The 16,829-nt window shown below is 44.5% G+C and carries 14 protein-coding genes; 10 read left to right on the top strand and 4 right to left on the bottom strand.

Annotation, left to right across the window (positions count from 1 at the left end; translation table 11 throughout):
* Positions 1–15 precede the first annotated feature (15 nt).
* The 3 genes from G588_RS0100735 to G588_RS0100725 are packed head-to-tail and all read right to left on the bottom strand — an operon-like array spanning position 16 to position 2,252.
* The gene (locus G588_RS0100735) at positions 16–600 is read right to left on the bottom strand and encodes a low molecular weight protein-tyrosine-phosphatase (protein ID WP_022776840.1); all 585 of its coding nucleotides are present in this window, start codon (positions 598–600) and stop codon (positions 16–18) included.
* Between the two features lie 22 nt (positions 601–622).
* Positions 623–958 carry a YolD-like family protein gene (locus G588_RS0100730; protein ID WP_022776839.1) on the bottom strand — a complete coding sequence of 112 codons (336 nt, stop codon included), beginning with the start codon at positions 956–958 and terminating at the stop codon, positions 623–625.
* 31 nt (positions 959–989) lie between these two features.
* Entirely contained in the window at positions 990–2,252 is a 1,263-nt protein-coding gene (locus G588_RS0100725; protein ID WP_022776838.1) for a Y-family DNA polymerase, read from the bottom strand.
* Positions 2,253–2,377: 125 nt separating this feature from the next.
* On the opposite strand from G588_RS0100725, the gene G588_RS0100720 reads away from it, so the two are divergent.
* From G588_RS0100720 to G588_RS0100685, 8 genes are all read left to right on the top strand, one after another.
* Positions 2,378–3,955 carry a helicase HerA-like domain-containing protein gene (locus G588_RS0100720; protein ID WP_022776837.1) on the top strand — a complete coding sequence of 526 codons (1,578 nt, stop codon included), beginning with the start codon at positions 2,378–2,380 and terminating at the stop codon, positions 3,953–3,955.
* Between the two features lie 225 nt (positions 3,956–4,180).
* Positions 4,181–4,621: a hypothetical protein gene (locus tag G588_RS0100715; RefSeq protein WP_022776836.1), complete on the top strand. Its 441-nt coding sequence runs from the start codon at positions 4,181–4,183 to the stop codon at positions 4,619–4,621.
* A gap of 375 nt (positions 4,622–4,996) precedes the next feature.
* Positions 4,997–5,902 carry a hypothetical protein gene (locus G588_RS0100710; RefSeq protein ID WP_022776835.1) on the top strand — a complete coding sequence of 302 codons (906 nt, stop codon included), beginning with the start codon at positions 4,997–4,999 and terminating at the stop codon, positions 5,900–5,902.
* 483 nt (positions 5,903–6,385) lie between these two features.
* Positions 6,386–7,315 carry an ABC transporter permease gene (locus G588_RS0100705; protein WP_022776834.1) on the top strand — a complete coding sequence of 310 codons (930 nt, stop codon included), beginning with the start codon at positions 6,386–6,388 and terminating at the stop codon, positions 7,313–7,315.
* A 36-nt stretch (positions 7,316–7,351) separates the two neighbouring features.
* Positions 7,352–8,410: an ABC transporter permease gene (locus G588_RS0100700; RefSeq protein ID WP_022776833.1), complete on the top strand. Its 1,059-nt coding sequence runs from the start codon at positions 7,352–7,354 to the stop codon at positions 8,408–8,410.
* Positions 8,411–8,443: 33 nt separating this feature from the next.
* Complete coding sequence (locus G588_RS0100695) at positions 8,444–9,436, top strand: ABC transporter ATP-binding protein (RefSeq protein WP_022776832.1); 993 nt, start codon at positions 8,444–8,446, stop codon at positions 9,434–9,436.
* Positions 9,429–10,418, top strand: coding sequence for an ABC transporter ATP-binding protein (locus G588_RS0100690; protein ID WP_022776831.1), 990 nt, complete (start codon positions 9,429–9,431; stop codon positions 10,416–10,418). Before G588_RS0100695 ends, G588_RS0100690 begins: the two co-directional genes overlap by 8 nt.
* Before the next feature lie 62 nt (positions 10,419–10,480).
* On the top strand, positions 10,481–12,280 hold the full coding sequence (locus G588_RS0100685) for a peptide ABC transporter substrate-binding protein (RefSeq protein WP_022776830.1): 1,800 nt from the start codon (positions 10,481–10,483) through the stop codon (positions 12,278–12,280).
* 85 nt (positions 12,281–12,365) lie between these two features.
* Here G588_RS0100685 and G588_RS0100680 read toward each other — a convergent pair whose 3' ends face one another.
* A complete protein-coding gene (locus G588_RS0100680; RefSeq protein WP_022776829.1) occupies positions 12,366–12,548 on the bottom strand; it encodes a hypothetical protein in 183 nt (60 codons plus the stop codon).
* 297 nt (positions 12,549–12,845) lie between these two features.
* On the opposite strand from G588_RS0100680, the gene G588_RS18610 reads away from it, so the two are divergent.
* Positions 12,846–16,271, top strand: coding sequence for a S8 family peptidase (locus G588_RS18610; RefSeq protein ID WP_022776828.1), 3,426 nt, complete (start codon positions 12,846–12,848; stop codon positions 16,269–16,271).
* 91 nt (positions 16,272–16,362) lie between these two features.
* Entirely contained in the window at positions 16,363–16,764 is a 402-nt protein-coding gene (locus G588_RS0100670) for a hypothetical protein (RefSeq protein ID WP_022776827.1), read from the top strand.
* The last annotated feature ends 65 nt before the right edge of the window (positions 16,765–16,829 follow it).

Here is a 16,829-nt window from a genome sequence, read left to right as displayed (position 1 = left end):
CGCACTGCCCATTTATTATCCTCTGGGAAAATCATCATATGTCAGATGGTCGCTATGTTCAAAGCTGTCATCCGAAGAAGCATCGAACTGCGATAACTCCTTGGAGAAGCGCTTGTCTGTGAGAATGCTGCGAAAGAGTCCGTGACAGCCCTCCGATACGTCTCTCCAGGTGGCATCGAAATTGCCTGTATACCAGGGATCTGCCACATCGCCTTCCCTGTCGGTGTAGTCCAGCATCTTATGGAGCTTGTGCTCCGGATCACCGCCAAAGATACCATTTAGATTGCGCATATTGGCGCTGTCCATGCCTATGATGAAGTCAAACTTATCATAATCGGTTCTGCTGGTTAATCTTGCTCTCTTGGCGCTGACACCAAGTTCATTGTCATCAGTTCCTATTCCGTGTTCCCTAAGCTTGGCTCTGGCGGGAGGATACACAGGGCTTCCGGCGCCGTTCCATATCTCATCCGTATGTGTTGCAGAGGACTCAATGTGGAAGGCTCCTGCAAGTCCCTGCTTGTTAACTATATCCTTCATGACAAATTCGCCCATGGTAGAGCGGCAAATATTGCCGTGGCAAACAAATAATATTCTGATCATTCTTATGTCCTATCCTCCGTTCTTACGATACTCTATCATTAAAGACTATATCGAGGATATTGTCAAAATCTATCTTTGTATTAACTATCTGAAGCACCCTGGAGATCTCGTCAAATCGGGCTACGATTCCGGTCAGCTTGATGTATTCGCCCTTGTGGTAATAGATGCAGGTGATGATGCTGCCTTTTCGGACAAGGTGCATCTTCTTATCAAGCTCCTCGTACATCTCTTCGGACAATTCTATTTTATCAACGGTTATCTTTTCCTTGGCCCGAAGAGCTTCATCCAGTCCTTTTACTGCCTGGAAGGGGAGGAACTGGGCGGCTCTTTTGTCCATGGACATTTTCTGCCTTGGCATGTTTTACTCCTTGGTTATGTAAAGGATAGACCTACGCCTTGTGGCCGCCTATCTGGTTGTTGCGCTCTCTGGTGGTGGCACCTTCTTCGAAGTTAAGGCCCTTGAGAATAGCGTTTTTGCCGAATTTGTTTTTGATCTCAAGGACGGCCTTCTGGACTTTCCTGTCCCGTTCAAGATCCTCCGGAGGCATGAAGAAGGAGTATTGCAGATATTCTTCGCTTGTGACGCCGTTACACACGACATACATTCTTCGGATCAGATATGCGGGATTGACTATCTGAGTGTAGAGTTCCGCAATCTTGGGAATAAGAATAGAAGAAGCGTTGGTGGGAGTGTCCAGGGAAAAGGTTCCCTTGGCTGAGGGAATGGGAGTACCCTTGGCGTAGCCCACCATCAGTGAAAAGGACTTGGAGACCAGCTCCTTGTCCACTAGGTCAAGGCACATGACATCCATCATCTCCTTGGCGATCACCTGCCCTTTTTCAAAGGTGTAGTCGCTCATAAGGACCTGACCCTGAGTAAGTGAATGGGATTGTGATTCATAGGAGCGGATATCATGAATTGATACGGGTTCTCTTCCCCAGGCATGATCGATAAGGAGTTCAGCGTTGACTCCCAGAAGCTTGTACAACAGATCCTCGTCGCCGTGGGCGATATCACGCATAGTCAGCATGCCGTAGGTGGCGAGCTTGTTGGCGATTCCCTTGCCGACACGCCAGAAATCTGTAAGGGGCTTGTGATCCCATAGCTTGTCCCTGTAGGAGTTCTCATCCAGTTCTCCGATAAAGTCGGGAGAGTGCTTGGCGGTAATGTCCAGAGCAACCTTGGTGAGATACAGATTGGTGCCGATGCCACAGGTGGCGCGAAGCCCCAGAGTTTCGTATATATCTCTGATGATGCGCTGTCCCAACTCCCGGGCCGACATCTGATAGAGCGACAGATAATCGGTGACGTCCATGAAGGCTTCATCCACTGAATAGACATGAATGTCATCCTTGGAGATGTATTTAAGGTATATGCCGTAGACTTCAGCAGAGTAATCCAGATATTTCTGCATTCTTGGAGGCGCCATTATGTAGTCGATGTGCTTTGGAATCTCGAACACTCTGCATCGTCCCGGAATGCCCAGAGCCTTAAGGGCAGGGGAAACCGCAAGACAAATAGTCTTGTCGGACCTGGTTGGGTCAGCCACGACAAGACGGGTGGTCATCACATCAAGTCCCCGTTCCACGCATTCAACGGAGGCATAGAAGGATTTCAGATCTATGCAGATGTACGAGCGTTCTTTTTCCATGTAATCATTATACGAACTAATGTTTGCACAGTCAATGGCGCTTATTTGACATAATAATGTAGAAAAGAGCGGGCGGGGTGCTATAATAGTTGATAACGGAGTTTACGTAGCAAAAGGAGGAGAGTATGTATAAAGACGGTAAAGTTTGGGTGGCAAATACCGAATCGGGGGAGAATGTTTTTCTTTTGCCTAAGATGGCCAACAGGCATGGTCTTATAGCAGGAGCAACAGGTACAGGTAAGACCATAACACTTAAGGTTCTGGCTGAGTCCTTCAGTGATATGGGGGTTCCCGTTTTCCTTGCGGATGTTAAGGGAGACCTGTCAGGAATGGTGGCTGAGGGCAAAGATTCAGAGGATATGCAGAAGAGAATCGCCAGATTTGGCCTTGATGAAGCAGGATTCAAATATCAGAAATATCCTGCAACCTTCTGGGATGTATTCGGGGAAAAGGGCATTCCTCTCAGAACTACGGTTTCCGAGATGGGCCCACTTCTTCTTGCAAGAATCCTTGGACTTAACGATCTTCAGAGGGATATTCTGTCAATTGCCTTCAAGATTGCGGATGACAACGATCTGCTTCTTGTGGATACCAAGGATCTGAAGGCACTTCTTAACTATATGTCTGAGAACAACAAGGAATTTGCGGCAGATTACGGCAATATCAGCAAAGTATCCGTAGCAGCCATAATGCGTGCCATTGTTTCTCTTGAGATCGCAGGCGGTGACAAGTTCTTCTTTGAGCCTGCACTTAATATCAAGGACTGGTTTGCCACAGGCGAAGGCGGCAAGGGCATGATCTCAATCCTTGATTCCACAAGCCTTATTAATAACGGCACTTTGTATGCAACCTTCCTTCTGTGGATGATGTCTGAACTTTTTGAGACACTTCCTGAGGTAGGAGATCTTGATAAGCCCAAGATGGTGTTCTTCTTTGACGAGGCACATCTTCTTTTCAAGGATACGCCGAAGCTCCTTATGGACAAGATCGAGCAGGTGGTTAAGCTCATCAGATCCAAGGGCGTGGGTATCTATTTTGTAACCCAGAATCCAAGAGATATTCCCGACGGCGTTCTTGCACAGCTGGGTAACAAAATCCAGCATGCACTTCATGCATATACTCCTTCCGATATGAAGGCTGTTAAGGCAGCAGCTGATTCCTTCCGTGAGAATCCTGAGTTTAAGACTGCGGATGTTATTCAGGAGCTTGGAACCGGTGAGGCAGTATGCTCATTCCTTGCTGAGGACGGAACACCTACTGTATGTCAGAAGGTCAAGATCCTGCCTCCTCAGAGCTATATGGGCGGCATAGATGATGATCTCAGGGCAAAAGAGATCAAGCAGAGCGTTCTGTACAGCAAGTACTACGAGCCCGAAGATCCCGATTCAGCTTATGAGTTCCTGGAGAGAAAGGGATTGGCAGATGCGGAGGCGGCAGCCAAGGCTAAGGCAGAGGAAGAAGCTGCCAAGGCTAAGGCCAAGGAAGATGCCGCAGCAGCCAAAGCTGCAGAGAAGCAGAAAGCAGCCGAGGAGAGAAGAAAGAAACAAGCCATCAAGACTGTTGGTAATTCTGTTGCCGGAACTGTTGGCCGTGAAGCCGGCAAGGCTTTTGGCGGTAAGTTCGGCAAATTCGGTAAGACACTTGGAGGGAATCTAGGTGCCAGCCTCGGAAGAGGTATTCTTTCAACCTTGTTCAAATCATAATAAAAATAACCAAAAAGAAACCACCGCATCTGCGGTGGTGATTTTTGGGAGGAGGGGTTGTTCGGTGGGGAACCAAACAACCCGTGTATGAAAAAAAGTATTGTTGGGGGTTCAGAAGTTTCCTTCTGATAGATATTATATTACATAGGACTTGTTGCTAAACTGTGTCAAAACTCTAAAAGAAGTATAACCTATTCTAAAATATATATAGGAGTATTAGAAAAAATGTCAAAAAACAAACGAAATACAGTCAAATACGATACGGCAGGACCGGACAGAAGCGCTGCAATGGCCAGGCTTGTGTTCACAATGATCGTTTTATGTGTCGTTATCATGATATTTATTAAGGTTGCGGTGCCAATGATCGCCCAGAAGACCAAAAAGGCTGCTGCAGAGAAGACTGTTGAAGTAATTACCCAGAATGCGGAAATAATTGCAGGCGACAATGAAGAAGTCAAAGAAGCCATTCAGAATATGTCCGAAGAGGATAAGGAAACCCTGACAGAGATAGTTGAAGACCATATGGATGCTGAGACTGTTTCCGAGGTTATGGGATACGTGGAAAAGAAGGATAAGGAAGGCCTGATGAAATATGCCTCTGAGAATCTCAGTGAGGAAGAGATCATCAAGCTGATCGGAATCTATTCCAAATACGCCAATCCGTAAAAGAGTTTTGCATAAAAATTCTGAGCATAAATATAGCCGGAGCTGTGCATAATAATACAGCTTCCGGCTACTTTTTTATAATTATATAAAATTAATCCTATAACGCAAAAACACCCACGGGGGGACGTGAGTGCCTGCGATTTTCTTATGAGGGGGAGATAGTGATTGGTTCGAATGAACCGTTTGCATCACTAACTTAAGTTAATAATAACTCAAAAATGTGTACAAAAAGTGAACATTTTATATTTTTTTAATATTTTTTTTATTTTTTTTTATAACCTCAGTATATCTGCGAATGAACAAGGGTTTTTATATTCCGTAAAAATATGCTACTATGTCTTAGTCGTAAAAAACTTAAGGAGATTATACTTAAAAATGTTCAAATATAAAATCTACGGACTTATAACCGAGACAGATGTGGAATTTGCGCATCTCGTCACAGCTGATGAACAGTCCGCCTCAGATGTGATCATACACCGGGGAAGCATTAAGGACGAAGTGACGGCACATCTTGATACAGTCGGCGCAAGAGCCTACGATATTCATTTTGACAGATCCGTGTTTAGAAATAAGGGCGGTTATTACAAGATAACCGATGGCAAAGAGATAGTATATGAGACCAAGGAAGGCTACACTCCTGAGATGGTGGGGCCATGGCTTCTCGGTTTTGCATATGCGATGCTGCTTCTTGAGAGGAACACACTGGCTGTTCATTGCAGTGCTATTTCAGACAAGGACGGCGCATTTCTTATAAGCGGTGTTCCCGGGGCCGGCAAGTCATCCCTCACTAAAGTCTTATTGGAGCGAGGCTACGGAATTATGGCAGACGATGTGGCTGCTGTCAGAATAGACAATGATGGCACCAATGTATATCCTGCTTTTCCCTATCAGAAGCTCTGCAGAAATGAAGTTGAGAAAAGAGAACTGGATGAGGACGACCTTATTTACATTAACGAGGACAAGGACAAGTTCCTGGTTCCTGTGAACGAAGCCTTTGTGGGAGAGAAGAGACCCCTCAGATTCCTGATCTTCATTGTAGTCTCAAATACTGACAAGGTTGCTGTTCAGAAGCTTTCGGGACTTAACCAGCTCTTCGCCCTCAGAGAGAATCTCTTCCTTGCAAGACTTACCGGACCCTGGCTCAATGAGAAGCCTCTTATGGATCTGTGTCTTAAGGTTGCATCGGGATGCCCTGTGTATCTTATCGAGAGACCAGCAGGAGTTGATACACTAAGTGAGATGGCAGATACAGTGGAGAAGATCGCAGCTGAAGTTGGCTGAAATAATAAAGGATCAAGCAAATAAGATAGATTATAAATATGCATGATGAAAGACTGTTTGAGAAGATAAACCATTCTTATTTTTTCAAATGGTCTTTTTTCGTGGACAAAGATTTCTTAAAATTAATTTTAAAAAATGCCTGAAACGCAATACCGTTCAATCATCATTTGTATTATAATAAGAACAAGAAAAGAGATTTTGTCCGCCGTGGACGGATAGATGTGTTTTAGTAGTGGATACTTGATTTAAATTAATCAGTTTGACTATTTTTAACCCATTGTACTTGACATAAAGTTGCATGAAACATATGATTAACGTTGTTTGTATGAAAATATTCATGTATACAATCTTGAGTTCTAAGTACAATGATGTACTGTTTTTGTATATCATTGTATATTTTTTAAATTTCACACGTTAAAGAGGTAACGCTTTGGCGGGTTGACAATTCAAAGCATCATAATAACAAAGGACAGGTTAATATTTATGAACACAAAAACGCTTATGTACATTGTTAAGAGAGTGATCCTTGCAATAGTTACGATCTGGGTGGTTATCACCGTGACCTTCTTCGTAATGCATGCAGTTCCGGGAGGCCCCTTCACCGGTGAGAAGGCCGTAACAGAGGCGGTCAAGGCCGCAATGGAAGCCAAATACGGATTGGACAAGCCACTGGGAATGCAGTACGTCACTTATCTTAAGGATATAGTAACAGGCTTTGATTTCGGACCATCCCTTAAGCAGAGGGGACGTAACGTTAACGACATCATCCTGGACGGAATGAAGACCTCCGCCAAGCTTGGTATCATAGCAGCCTTCGTGGCACTTATCTGCGGCGTAGTCCTTGGCTCCGTAGCAGCCCTTCGCAGAAACAAGCTGATAGACAGGATCATAATGATAATCACCACGGCGTTCGTATCCATGCCATCATTCATTATGGGTTCCCTTCTTCTTATATTGTTTGCCATTAAGCTCAGATGGTTCCCCGCTAACGGAGCCTCAAGGAACGGATTATTCCTTCCGATCCTTACGCTTTCTCTTTATCCCATGGCTTACATAACACGTCTTACAAGATCTTCAATGCTGGAGGTTCTGGGGCAGGACTATATCAGAACAGCCAAGGCCAAGGGCGTGTCGGGAACCAAGATCATCTTCGGTCATGCACTTAAGAATTCGCTGATCCCTGTTATTACCTATTTCGGACCCATGCTTGCAGGTATTGTTACAGGTTCACTTGTAGTTGAGCAGATCTTTGCGGTACCGGGCATCGGAAGAGCCTTCGTTAACAGCATCACCGGCCGTGATTATCCTCTGGTTATGGGAACCACCATTGTTCTTGCGACACTTATCGTAATCATGAACCTTATCGGTGACATCATGTACAAGGTTGTTGACCCAAGAATTACTTTGGAATAAGCATTCCGACAAACTATAGATTAGGAGATTTTTTAAATGGATATATCTAAGCTCAGCACACAGATAAATATGGATGACTTTATTCCTGCCACCGAGGAAGAAAAAGAATACATGGTGCAGATGCGCCCTTCATCCACGTTCTTTAAGGACAGTGTAAAAAGACTTTTGAGAAACAGAGTTGCAACAGTTTGTTTCTTTATTATAGTTCTTATCACTTTGGCAGCCATCTTCATTCCCATGTTCTGGCCCTATTCCTATGACCAGATGCTTGGAATGACACCGGGTAAGCCCGTTGATAACACCTTCAAGGATCTTAAGCCCTTCCAATACGGAGCCTCCGAGCTGGCACTTATCGACAGCGGAGAGAGCGTTGTTCCTCACATATTTGGCACCGATTCCCAGGGACGTGACTATTTCATCCGTGTTGTTTACGGAACAAGAATCTCCCTTGCGGTAGGCTTTTTTGCAAGTATCATCGTTCTTATTATCGGAATGACAATCGGTTCCATCGCAGGCTATGCCGGCGGCAAAGTGGACCTTATCATCATGAGAATCGTAGATATCATTTATTCACTGCCTGACATGCTGATGGTAATCCTGTTATCTTCGGTACTTAAGGTGGTAATGGAAGGAGCTCTGGACGGAACGGTTCTTGCCAAGATCGGCTCCAACATCATAAGCCTGTTCATAGTATTCGGTGTTCTGTACTGGGTATCAATGGCAAGACTTATAAGAGGTCAGATCCTTTCACTTCGTGAGCAGGAATATGTCCTGGCTTCACAGGCTGCAGGAGCAAGAGGAAAGTGGATCATCTTGAAGCACCTTCTTCCCAACTGCTTCTCAGTCATCATCATTTCAACAGCACTTCAGATCCCCAGCGCGATCTTCACTGAGAGCTATCTGTCCTTCCTTGGACTTGGTGTTAACGCACCTATGCCTTCACTTGGATCTCTGGCTTCTGATGCGCTCAATGGTATTTCCTCCTATCCTTACAGATTGGTGATACCTGCACTTGTTATCTCACTCATCGTTTTGTCCCTTAACCTTTTCGGCGACGGACTTCGCGATGCCTTCGATCCCAAGCTTGACACTTAAGCTTCCTTACTAAATACATAGGAGAACACATAAATGAGTTTATTAGAAGTAAAAGACCTGCACACTTCCTTTTTTACCGACGCAGGTGAAGTGAAAGCGGTTAACGGAATATCTTTTTACCTGGACAGAGGTAAGGTCCTGGGAATCGTAGGAGAGTCGGGAAGCGGCAAATCTGTAACTGCTTATTCCATAATGCAGATCCTCGCAGGAACAGGCAAGATTGTCTCAGGCTCCATCAAATTGGACGGACAGGAGCTTGTTGGCGCCGGCGAGAAGGTTATGAAGACCGTAAGAGGCAACAAGATATCCATAATTTTCCAGGATCCCATGACCTCACTGAATCCTACCTATACCATAGGACATCAGCTTATGGAGGCAATTCTCCTCCACACCGACAGAAACAAAGAACAGGCCAGAGAACGTGCCATCGAGATGCTGAGGCTCGTTAACGTCAATGAGCCTGAAAAGAGAATGAATCAGTATCCACATGAGTTCTCAGGCGGTATGAGACAGCGTGTAATGATCGCCATGGCCCTTGCCTGCGAACCGGATATTCTTATTGCTGATGAGCCCACAACAGCTCTTGACGTTACTATTCAGGCCCAGATCCTTGATCTTATGAAGTCTCTTCAGGAAGAGCTGGGAATGGCCATTATCATGATCACTCATGACCTGGGCGTAGTTGCTCAGATGTGCGACGAAGTTATCGTTATGTACGCAGGTTCCATCTGCGAGCAGGGAACAGCCGATGAGATATTCTACAATCCTTGCCACGAGTACACCAAGGGTCTTCTTCGTTCCATCCCCACAGAGGGAAAAGAGGGAAAGAAACTGGAGCCTATTTCAGGAACACCTATCGATCTATTGAATATGCCTAAGGGATGCCCTTTTGCACCAAGATGTGACAATGCCATGAAGATATGCCTTCGTGAGAGAGCAGAGCGTATGCAGATTAATGACTGGCATGCGGCAGCCTGCTGGATGAACGTCAAGAAGTCTATGGAAGGTGGTGAAGCCCATGAGTGAAGCAGCAAAGACAGAAAATCTCGTTGAGATCAAACACCTTAAAGAGTACTTCAACGTCAATGTAGGATTTTTCAAATCCAGACCTCTTAAGGCTGTTGATGATGTATCTTTTTCAATTAAAAAGGGAGAGACCCTTGGACTTGTAGGTGAGTCGGGATGCGGCAAGACAACCGTTGGCCGTACCATCCTTAATCTCTATAAGCCCACAGCCGGAGAGATCTGGTACGACGGCAAACTTATCAAGACCGATGCCGATATCAAGGAATTCAGGAAAAAGGCCACCATGGTATTCCAGGATCCTTACTCATCCTTGAATCCCAGAATGACCGTATCAGATATCATCGGAGAACCTCTGGACATTCACAATTTGTACAATACCAAGGAGGAGAGAAGAGAGCGTATCCTCGAGCTGATGGGGTATGTAGGACTTAACTCTGAGCATGCATCAAGATATGCCCACGAGTTCTCCGGCGGACAGAGACAGCGTATCGGAATCGCCCGTAGCCTTGCGGTTAACCCTGAGTTCATTGTCTGCGACGAGCCTGTATCTGCCCTTGACGTTTCCATTCAGGCACAGGTTATCAACATGTTTGACGAGCTTCAGGACAAGCTGGGACTTACCTATCTGTTCATTGCCCACGACCTTCTTGTTGTAAGACATATCAGTGACAGAATAGCAGTTATGTACCTTGGTAAGCTGGTGGAGCTGGCGGATGCAAATGAGATCTACGACCATCCGATTCATCCCTACAGTAAGTCACTGCTGTCTTCGGTTCCCGTTCCGGATCCCAAGATCGCAAGGGCCAATAAGAGAATTATCTTATCGGGAGACATTCCAAGTCCCTTAAATGCTCCTTCAGGGTGCCCATTCAGAACCAGATGTCCTCATGCAACACCTGAGTGCGCAGAGTCCATGCCGGAGCTCAAGGAACTTAGTTCAAGGCATTTTGTGGCCTGTCATCATCCCGAGAACATCGCTTAATAAGATGAAAAATATGGAAAAACCATATTTTCAATAAAAAACTTCATACTAAGGAGGTAATTATGAAAAAGAAGTTATTATCAGTAGTACTTGTTTTATGCATGGTTTTAAGCCTCGCAGCCTGCGGAAAGCAGTCAGACAGTGCAAGCTCAAGCTCAATCAATGTCTGCCTTGCATCTGAGCCTGCAACCTTGGACCCTGCACTTAACTCGGCTGTAGATGGAGCTACACTTATCAGCCACCTCTTCTCAGGTCTTGCCAAGTGGGGACTTGATGCAAACGGCAACCTTGAGATCCAGCCTGATTGCGCTGAGGCTCTTGTTGAGGGTGTCGAGAACGCAGACGGAACAGTTACTTATACTTACAAATTAAGAGACGGACTTACATGGTCCGACGGTCAGCCTGTTAAGGCTTCAGACTTTGAGTTTGCTTGGAACAGAGCAGCAGGTCAGGCTCTTGCAGCTGACTACGGCTACATGTTCGAGGTTGTTGATGGCTATGAGGCTATTTGGGCAGACGGCGCTACAGGCGATGAGAAGCTCAATGTTCATGCCACAGACGACAAGACTCTTGAAGTTACTCTTACAACACCTGTTGCTTACTGGAACGAGCTTCTTGCATTCCCTACATACTTCCCTGTACGTGAGGATGTTGTTGCCAACGAGTCCTGGGCTACAGATCCTGCAACCTATGTAAACAACGGTGCTTACACAATGACAGCATGGGAGCACAACTCACTTATCACTCTCAAGAAGAACGACAAGTTCTATGACGCAGCTAAGGTTAAGATGGGTGAGATTAACTTCTATCTTTCAGATGATGCAAACAACCAGCTCGCTAACTTCGAGAACGGCGACTGGCAGTTCATCGATGATGTTCCTACCAACGAGATTGCTAACCTCAAGACCAAGTATCCCAACGAGTTCGTAACAGCAGGTCAGCTCGGAACCTACTATGTATGCTGGAACATCAACGAGAAGATCCTTCCTGACAGCAGCACTCTTACAGGCGCTGAGAAGGCTAACGCAGAGAACGAGATCAGAAATGCTCTTGCTCTTCTCATCGACAGAAACCACATCGTTAACGACATTGCACAGGGCGGACAGGTTCCTGCGTCTTCCTTCGTAGCTATGGGTCTTACAGATGCTGACGGAACAGAGTTCTATCAGAACGCAGGTAACGGTTCAGGCTATGTTGGATACTATGATGTATCTACAGCAGCTTATGAGTCTAACTGGGCATCAGCTATTGAGACACTTAAGAAATACTACACCTATGACGACGCTTCAGGAACATTTACTGACTTCCCTACACTTACATACCTCTACAACACATCAGAGGGACATAAGGCAATCGGTGAGGCTATTCAGTCAACCTTCGCAGGAGTAGGCATCACAATCAACCTTGAGAACCAGGAGTGGGCTACATTCCTTGATACACGTAAGGCTGGTAACTACTCAATCGCACGTAACGGATGGCTCGGCGACTACAACGATCCTATTTCCTTCCTTGATATGTGGACAACAGCTTCCGGTAACAACGACGTTCAGTTCGGCAAGGGCGACAACGCAGGCGTTCAGGCTTATAGCATCGACCTTACAGACCTTGGCTATGACGTTAAGGTTGAGAACGGAACATGGGCTGAGACCTATGACGTTGTAATCGGTCTTATTAAGAAGTGCACAGATTCCAAGACACGTTATGCTCTTATGCACAAGGCAGAAGATCTTCTTATGTCAACAGGATGTATCTGCCCTATCTATTACTACACAGATCTGTACATGATCGACGACAGTGTAAGCGGATTCTTCTCAAGTCCTCTTGGATACAAATATTTCTTATACTGCGAAGTTAATAAGTAATGAATTGATTCATTAAAACAAAAACAGGAATCTGCTTCGGGAATACCCTTAGCCGATTCCTGTTTATTTTTTTATTCGCTGCCATTCATCCCATGAAGGCGTTCTCGGATTCCTTGATGAGGTCACTGAGTTCCATATCTGTTACGTCTAGGACCCAGGCCAGCATGGTAATATTGTGAGCATGCTCCTCCACGGAGAACTTCGGGCATGTTAAGTAAGTATCTATTTCATCCTGTAATTTCTTTCTAACATCATCTTCAGTTCTCATAATCGCAGCTCACCTACCTTCCGATTGTTAGTTTACTATATTTCATTATAACAGATATTGATAAAGAGGGAATTGCCATTACTTGGGAAGATAAAAATACAGTGCTGTAAATTGCCTGTTTTTGAGAATAAATTGGTTTAATTTTCTAAATTGAATATTGAATTTTTATTGCAGCTCTTATCGAAATTTGATAAGAACTTTTTTGTGTTTTTTATGTGTTTTTTTTGTGAAAAAACTTGCATGCGCCACTCTGATTCTATAATATAAAAAAGCTATTAAAAAGGGAGGAATGAAAGAATGTTTCAGAAAAAGTTCAAGCAGTTTATGGCTGCAACTATTTCTGCTGCTATGCTTGTGGGGCAAGTCCAGTATGCAAATGCGGCAGATATTGATGAGAGCACTAACATTGATCTTACAGAAGACTATGATCTGACAGCAGAATCGGAAGACTCACTTGGGAATTACGAAGATATTTCCACTGATTTTGTACCGGTTGAGGAATTGGAAGTTATCGATGACGAGGAGACCGAAGAGTCTGAGGGCATCGAGGATGCTGAAGAGCCTGTTGAAGTGATCGCAGAAGAGCCTGTTACTGAGGAGCCTGAAGAGGTTTCCGATGGGGACGTAACAGAAGCTGCCGAAGAGGCAAGTGATGAGGCTTCTGTGGACAGCTCAGTAGAAGATGAAGCTGCTCTTATGTCAGAAGAGACAGAGCTTCCTGCAGGAATTGTGGGAATGGCAGAAGGATATGAGCTTACAGCATCTGAGGCTGCTGTAAAGGCTGAATCCGTTACCAAGAAAGATACATATTTTAAAGATTTCTCTTCACTTGAAGAGGGCAAGGATTATGCCAAGGATGAGGTAGTATTTCTTGCAGAAACTAAGGAGCATGCTGAGAAAGTAGCTGCAGCTTATGCAGGTTCTCTTAAGAGCTTTGAGAACGGAGTTGCTGTTATTGATCTCTCTGAGTCAGAGGTTAGCGTTGAGAGCGCATATTCATGTGCATTTATTGATGGTCTTAACCTTCCTGTAGTTACTCCTAATTATTTCTTTGCATATGATGAGCTTACATCTGTTGATGCAGATTATTTCGGATTATTCAAGGAGACAGCTTCTCAGGAGAGCACAGCAGAGGTTTCTGAGGATGAGACCGTAGATGTAACTAAGGCTCCTGAAGAGGAAGTACTTGAAGATATCGCTGAAGATGACACAGTAGCTTATGAAGAGTCTTCAGACGAAGAGGCTTCCGAGGATGCCGAAGAGGCAGAGGATGAGGAAGCTGAGGAGACAGAGGAAGAGGCTGAGGAAGAGACTTCTGAGGAACTTCCCGATTTCATGAGCGAGCCTTATTTTGATCCTGCTTCTGATGAATATCAGTGGCATCACCAGATGGTTGATTCTTATTCAGCATGGCTGAGCCTTGGTAAGGACGGACTTAACAAGACTTCAGATGTAGTTGTAGCAGTTATCGATGACGGTATTGCTGATATTTCAGAGCTTAACCTTGTTAATGAGGCTAGCGTTGAAGGAAGCCATGGAACAATGGTTGCAGGCGTTATCGGTGCCGGAATCAACGAGAACGGCGGCGCAGGTATTGCTCCCGGCGTTAAGCTTCTTAACCTTAAGACAGATCTTACATCAGCAGGTGTTATGTCACAGCTTCGCACAGCTGTTGAGAACAAGGCTGACGTTATCAATATGAGCTTTGGCGGATCTAATATCGATCCTCAGATGACTTATGTTATCGATGAAGTTAATGCAGCAGGTGTTACAATGGTTGCTGCAGTCAGCAGCAAGGGTGTATATCCTGCAGCTTATGAGAATGTTATCGCTGTAGCAGCTGTCAATGAGGCAGGCAAGATTGCTTCATATGTAGCAGATGCTTCTTACGCAGATATCGCAGCTCCCGGATCCAACATCTGGACAACAGACGAGACCGGCAATTACGTAATGGTGAGCGGTTCAGCTCTTGCTTCTTCTGTAGTAGCAGGTGCAGCTGCGCTCTATATGACCAAGTTCGGACACGTTGCTCCTGCAGATATCAAGGCTGCACTTGTTGATACAGCTGATGTTCTTGAGAATGTTAACGTTGTAAATGTTAGCAAGCTTATCGGAGCAGCTTCCAGAAGATTTGGTGCTACAACATCCAATGTTGCAAGCGTTAGAATCACAACAGCTGCTAATGCATCAACATTTAATGTTAAGACCGACAAGAAGGGCGCCGTTAAGTCAGCATCAATCTATTATGAGGTAGGCGCACAGAAATCAATTACTTTAAGCGCTAAGTTCCTTGATAAGGCAGGTAATTCAGTTTCTTCTGCTGCTATGTGGACATCAAGTAAGCCCGGCGTTGCATCAGTAAATGCAAGCGGTGTTGTTACAGGTCTTAGCAAAGGTAAGACAACAATTACTTGTAAGGACAGAAACGGCTCCAAGAAGGCTTCCGTTACCATTGAAGTTAGAAAGACAGTTACTTCACTTGAAGTAACCGGTTCAAAGTTTGTTACTCCCGGTTCAAAGCCTAAGTACAAAGTTAAGGCTAACAGCGATGCAAGCAGCAAGGCAGTTACATGGAAAGTAAGCGGTGCATCAGGCGTTACAGTTGTACCTACAACAGGACAGCTTATTATTGATCAGTACGTTTCTAACTGGACAAAGGTTACATTGACAGCAACTGCCAATGATCCTGCTCATAAGCAGGCTTCTTATACCGTAACAATTCGTAATAAGGCTAAAAAAGTAGAGATTAAGAGAAGCGGCGCAGTAACCAAGAAGATTACTCTTGGCTTGGAAGAAGTAGTAGATGTTAAAAAAGAAGCAACCGTAAGTGTTTCTGCTGACAACGGAGCTCCTATTGTTTGGAGTGATAAATATGACCATAACAAAATCTCACTTGTGAAAAACTCTAATGGATCATATACTATCAAGGCAAAGACCACCGGTACTGTAACATTGACAGCTGCAACCGATGATGGATCCGGCAAGAAAGCTAAACTAACTGTTAAGGTTATTAACCCTGTAACTCAGATTTATTATGAGATCAGGAATCAGAACCCTAACATCCTGGCAGAGGGTGGTAAGATGAAGTTCTATTCCACTCCTTATGGCAAAAATAAAACAACACCAACAGTTAAAAAACTTAAATGGAGAGTAGTTGTATCAACTAATTCGAGAACCCTTACTGATGATGAGGCAAAGCATGTTGCAACAATCTCAGGCGGAACAGTAAAAACTAAGAAAAATGCCACTGATTGGATTGTAAATAATGGTTTTAGCTCCGCAAGAATAACCGTGTATGCAGGTTCTACAGATGGATCTAATGCTTATTGGCCATTGAGAACAGTTAATCTTGTTGAACGTGTTAACAAGTACTATAGATTTGGCTTGCCTCAGGGAGCAGGAACATGGACTCATAAAGAGGCAAATGGTAGAACACAGAATTACAATCATTTTATTCTGACAATAAGAAAATACATCGGCGGCTTCAAAATTGGTGAAGAAAAGCATGAAAGCTGGATACTGAGCAAATATCCTTTTGAGGTATCTTCTACTAATGAGTCAATTTTGCATGCTGAGTGTGTTCCGGACACAGTTAATTCAGGATATTATTGCCTTCAGATTACATCTTATGGCAGATCCGGTACAGCAACTGTAAAGATCAGAACATTAGACGGCTCAAATATTAAGACTTCCGGTAAATTTAAAGTAATACCAAAGAAATAATAGTATAAAAGAGAGCTTTCGCACTGAATAGTGCGAAAGCTCTTTTGCTATAGTATAATCAAATTATATTCTTGATTTGAGGAAGTAGCCTATGTTTTTACATTTACTTAGAGACGACGAAAAAGAAGCATTCATCGACCTTGCCAGACTTGCGGCTGCGGCCAATGGCAGCATCAGCGATGAAGAAGATATTATGATAGAGCAGTACTGTGCAGAGATGGGAATATCTCTTCCAATGAGTCACGCCAGAACCTTGGACGGAGTATTAGCCTGCTTTGCAGAATCAGATACCATGAGTAGGAAGGTTGTGATCATGGAGATCATCGGCCTTCTGTTTTCTGATGGGGATTTTGATGAGAAGGAGATGCAGTTTATTGAGAAGATTGCAGATTCGTTGGAGGTGAGCAGGGACCATGTCAGAGAGATGATTGAGCTCACCGGAAGATATATCAATGTGCTGCAGGATATTTTGTGCATTATTGAGGGTGAGTAAGTTGAATGGGAATCGACAGGGACGGTTGTGAGTCAATGGGGACGGTTCTTGCTGACTCGCTTCGT

Origin of the sequence: Butyrivibrio sp. AE3009 (genome assembly GCF_000420845.1) — a bacterium.
Taxonomy (GTDB): Bacteria; Bacillota; Clostridia; order Lachnospirales; family Lachnospiraceae; genus Butyrivibrio.
The sequence above is the reverse complement of the archived record's forward strand: the minus strand, read 5'-3'. Positions and strand labels throughout refer to the sequence as shown.

What these genes read in the sequence shown, in the direction of transcription:
- G588_RS0100735 (WP_022776840.1), bottom strand. Translation starts at nt 600, where the DNA reads ATGATCAGAATATTATTTGTTTGCCACGGCAATATTTGCCGCTCTACC.
- G588_RS0100730 (WP_022776839.1), bottom strand. Translation starts at nt 958, where the DNA reads ATGCCAAGGCAGAAAATGTCCATGGACAAAAGAGCCGCCCAGTTCCTC.
- G588_RS0100725 (WP_022776838.1), bottom strand. Translation starts at nt 2,252, where the DNA reads ATGGAAAAAGAACGCTCGTACATCTGCATAGATCTGAAATCCTTCTAT.
- G588_RS0100720 (WP_022776837.1), top strand. Translation starts at nt 2,378, where the DNA reads ATGTATAAAGACGGTAAAGTTTGGGTGGCAAATACCGAATCGGGGGAG.
- G588_RS0100715 (WP_022776836.1), top strand. Translation starts at nt 4,181, where the DNA reads ATGTCAAAAAACAAACGAAATACAGTCAAATACGATACGGCAGGACCG.
- G588_RS0100710 (WP_022776835.1), top strand. Translation starts at nt 4,997, where the DNA reads ATGTTCAAATATAAAATCTACGGACTTATAACCGAGACAGATGTGGAA.
- G588_RS0100705 (WP_022776834.1), top strand. Translation starts at nt 6,386, where the DNA reads ATGAACACAAAAACGCTTATGTACATTGTTAAGAGAGTGATCCTTGCA.
- G588_RS0100700 (WP_022776833.1), top strand. Translation starts at nt 7,352, where the DNA reads ATGGATATATCTAAGCTCAGCACACAGATAAATATGGATGACTTTATT.
- G588_RS0100695 (WP_022776832.1), top strand. Translation starts at nt 8,444, where the DNA reads ATGAGTTTATTAGAAGTAAAAGACCTGCACACTTCCTTTTTTACCGAC.
- G588_RS0100690 (WP_022776831.1), top strand. Translation starts at nt 9,429, where the DNA reads ATGAGTGAAGCAGCAAAGACAGAAAATCTCGTTGAGATCAAACACCTT.
- G588_RS0100685 (WP_022776830.1), top strand. Translation starts at nt 10,481, where the DNA reads ATGAAAAAGAAGTTATTATCAGTAGTACTTGTTTTATGCATGGTTTTA.
- G588_RS0100680 (WP_022776829.1), bottom strand. Translation starts at nt 12,548, where the DNA reads ATGAGAACTGAAGATGATGTTAGAAAGAAATTACAGGATGAAATAGAT.
- G588_RS18610 (WP_022776828.1), top strand. Translation starts at nt 12,846, where the DNA reads ATGTTTCAGAAAAAGTTCAAGCAGTTTATGGCTGCAACTATTTCTGCT.
- G588_RS0100670 (WP_022776827.1), top strand. Translation starts at nt 16,363, where the DNA reads ATGTTTTTACATTTACTTAGAGACGACGAAAAAGAAGCATTCATCGAC.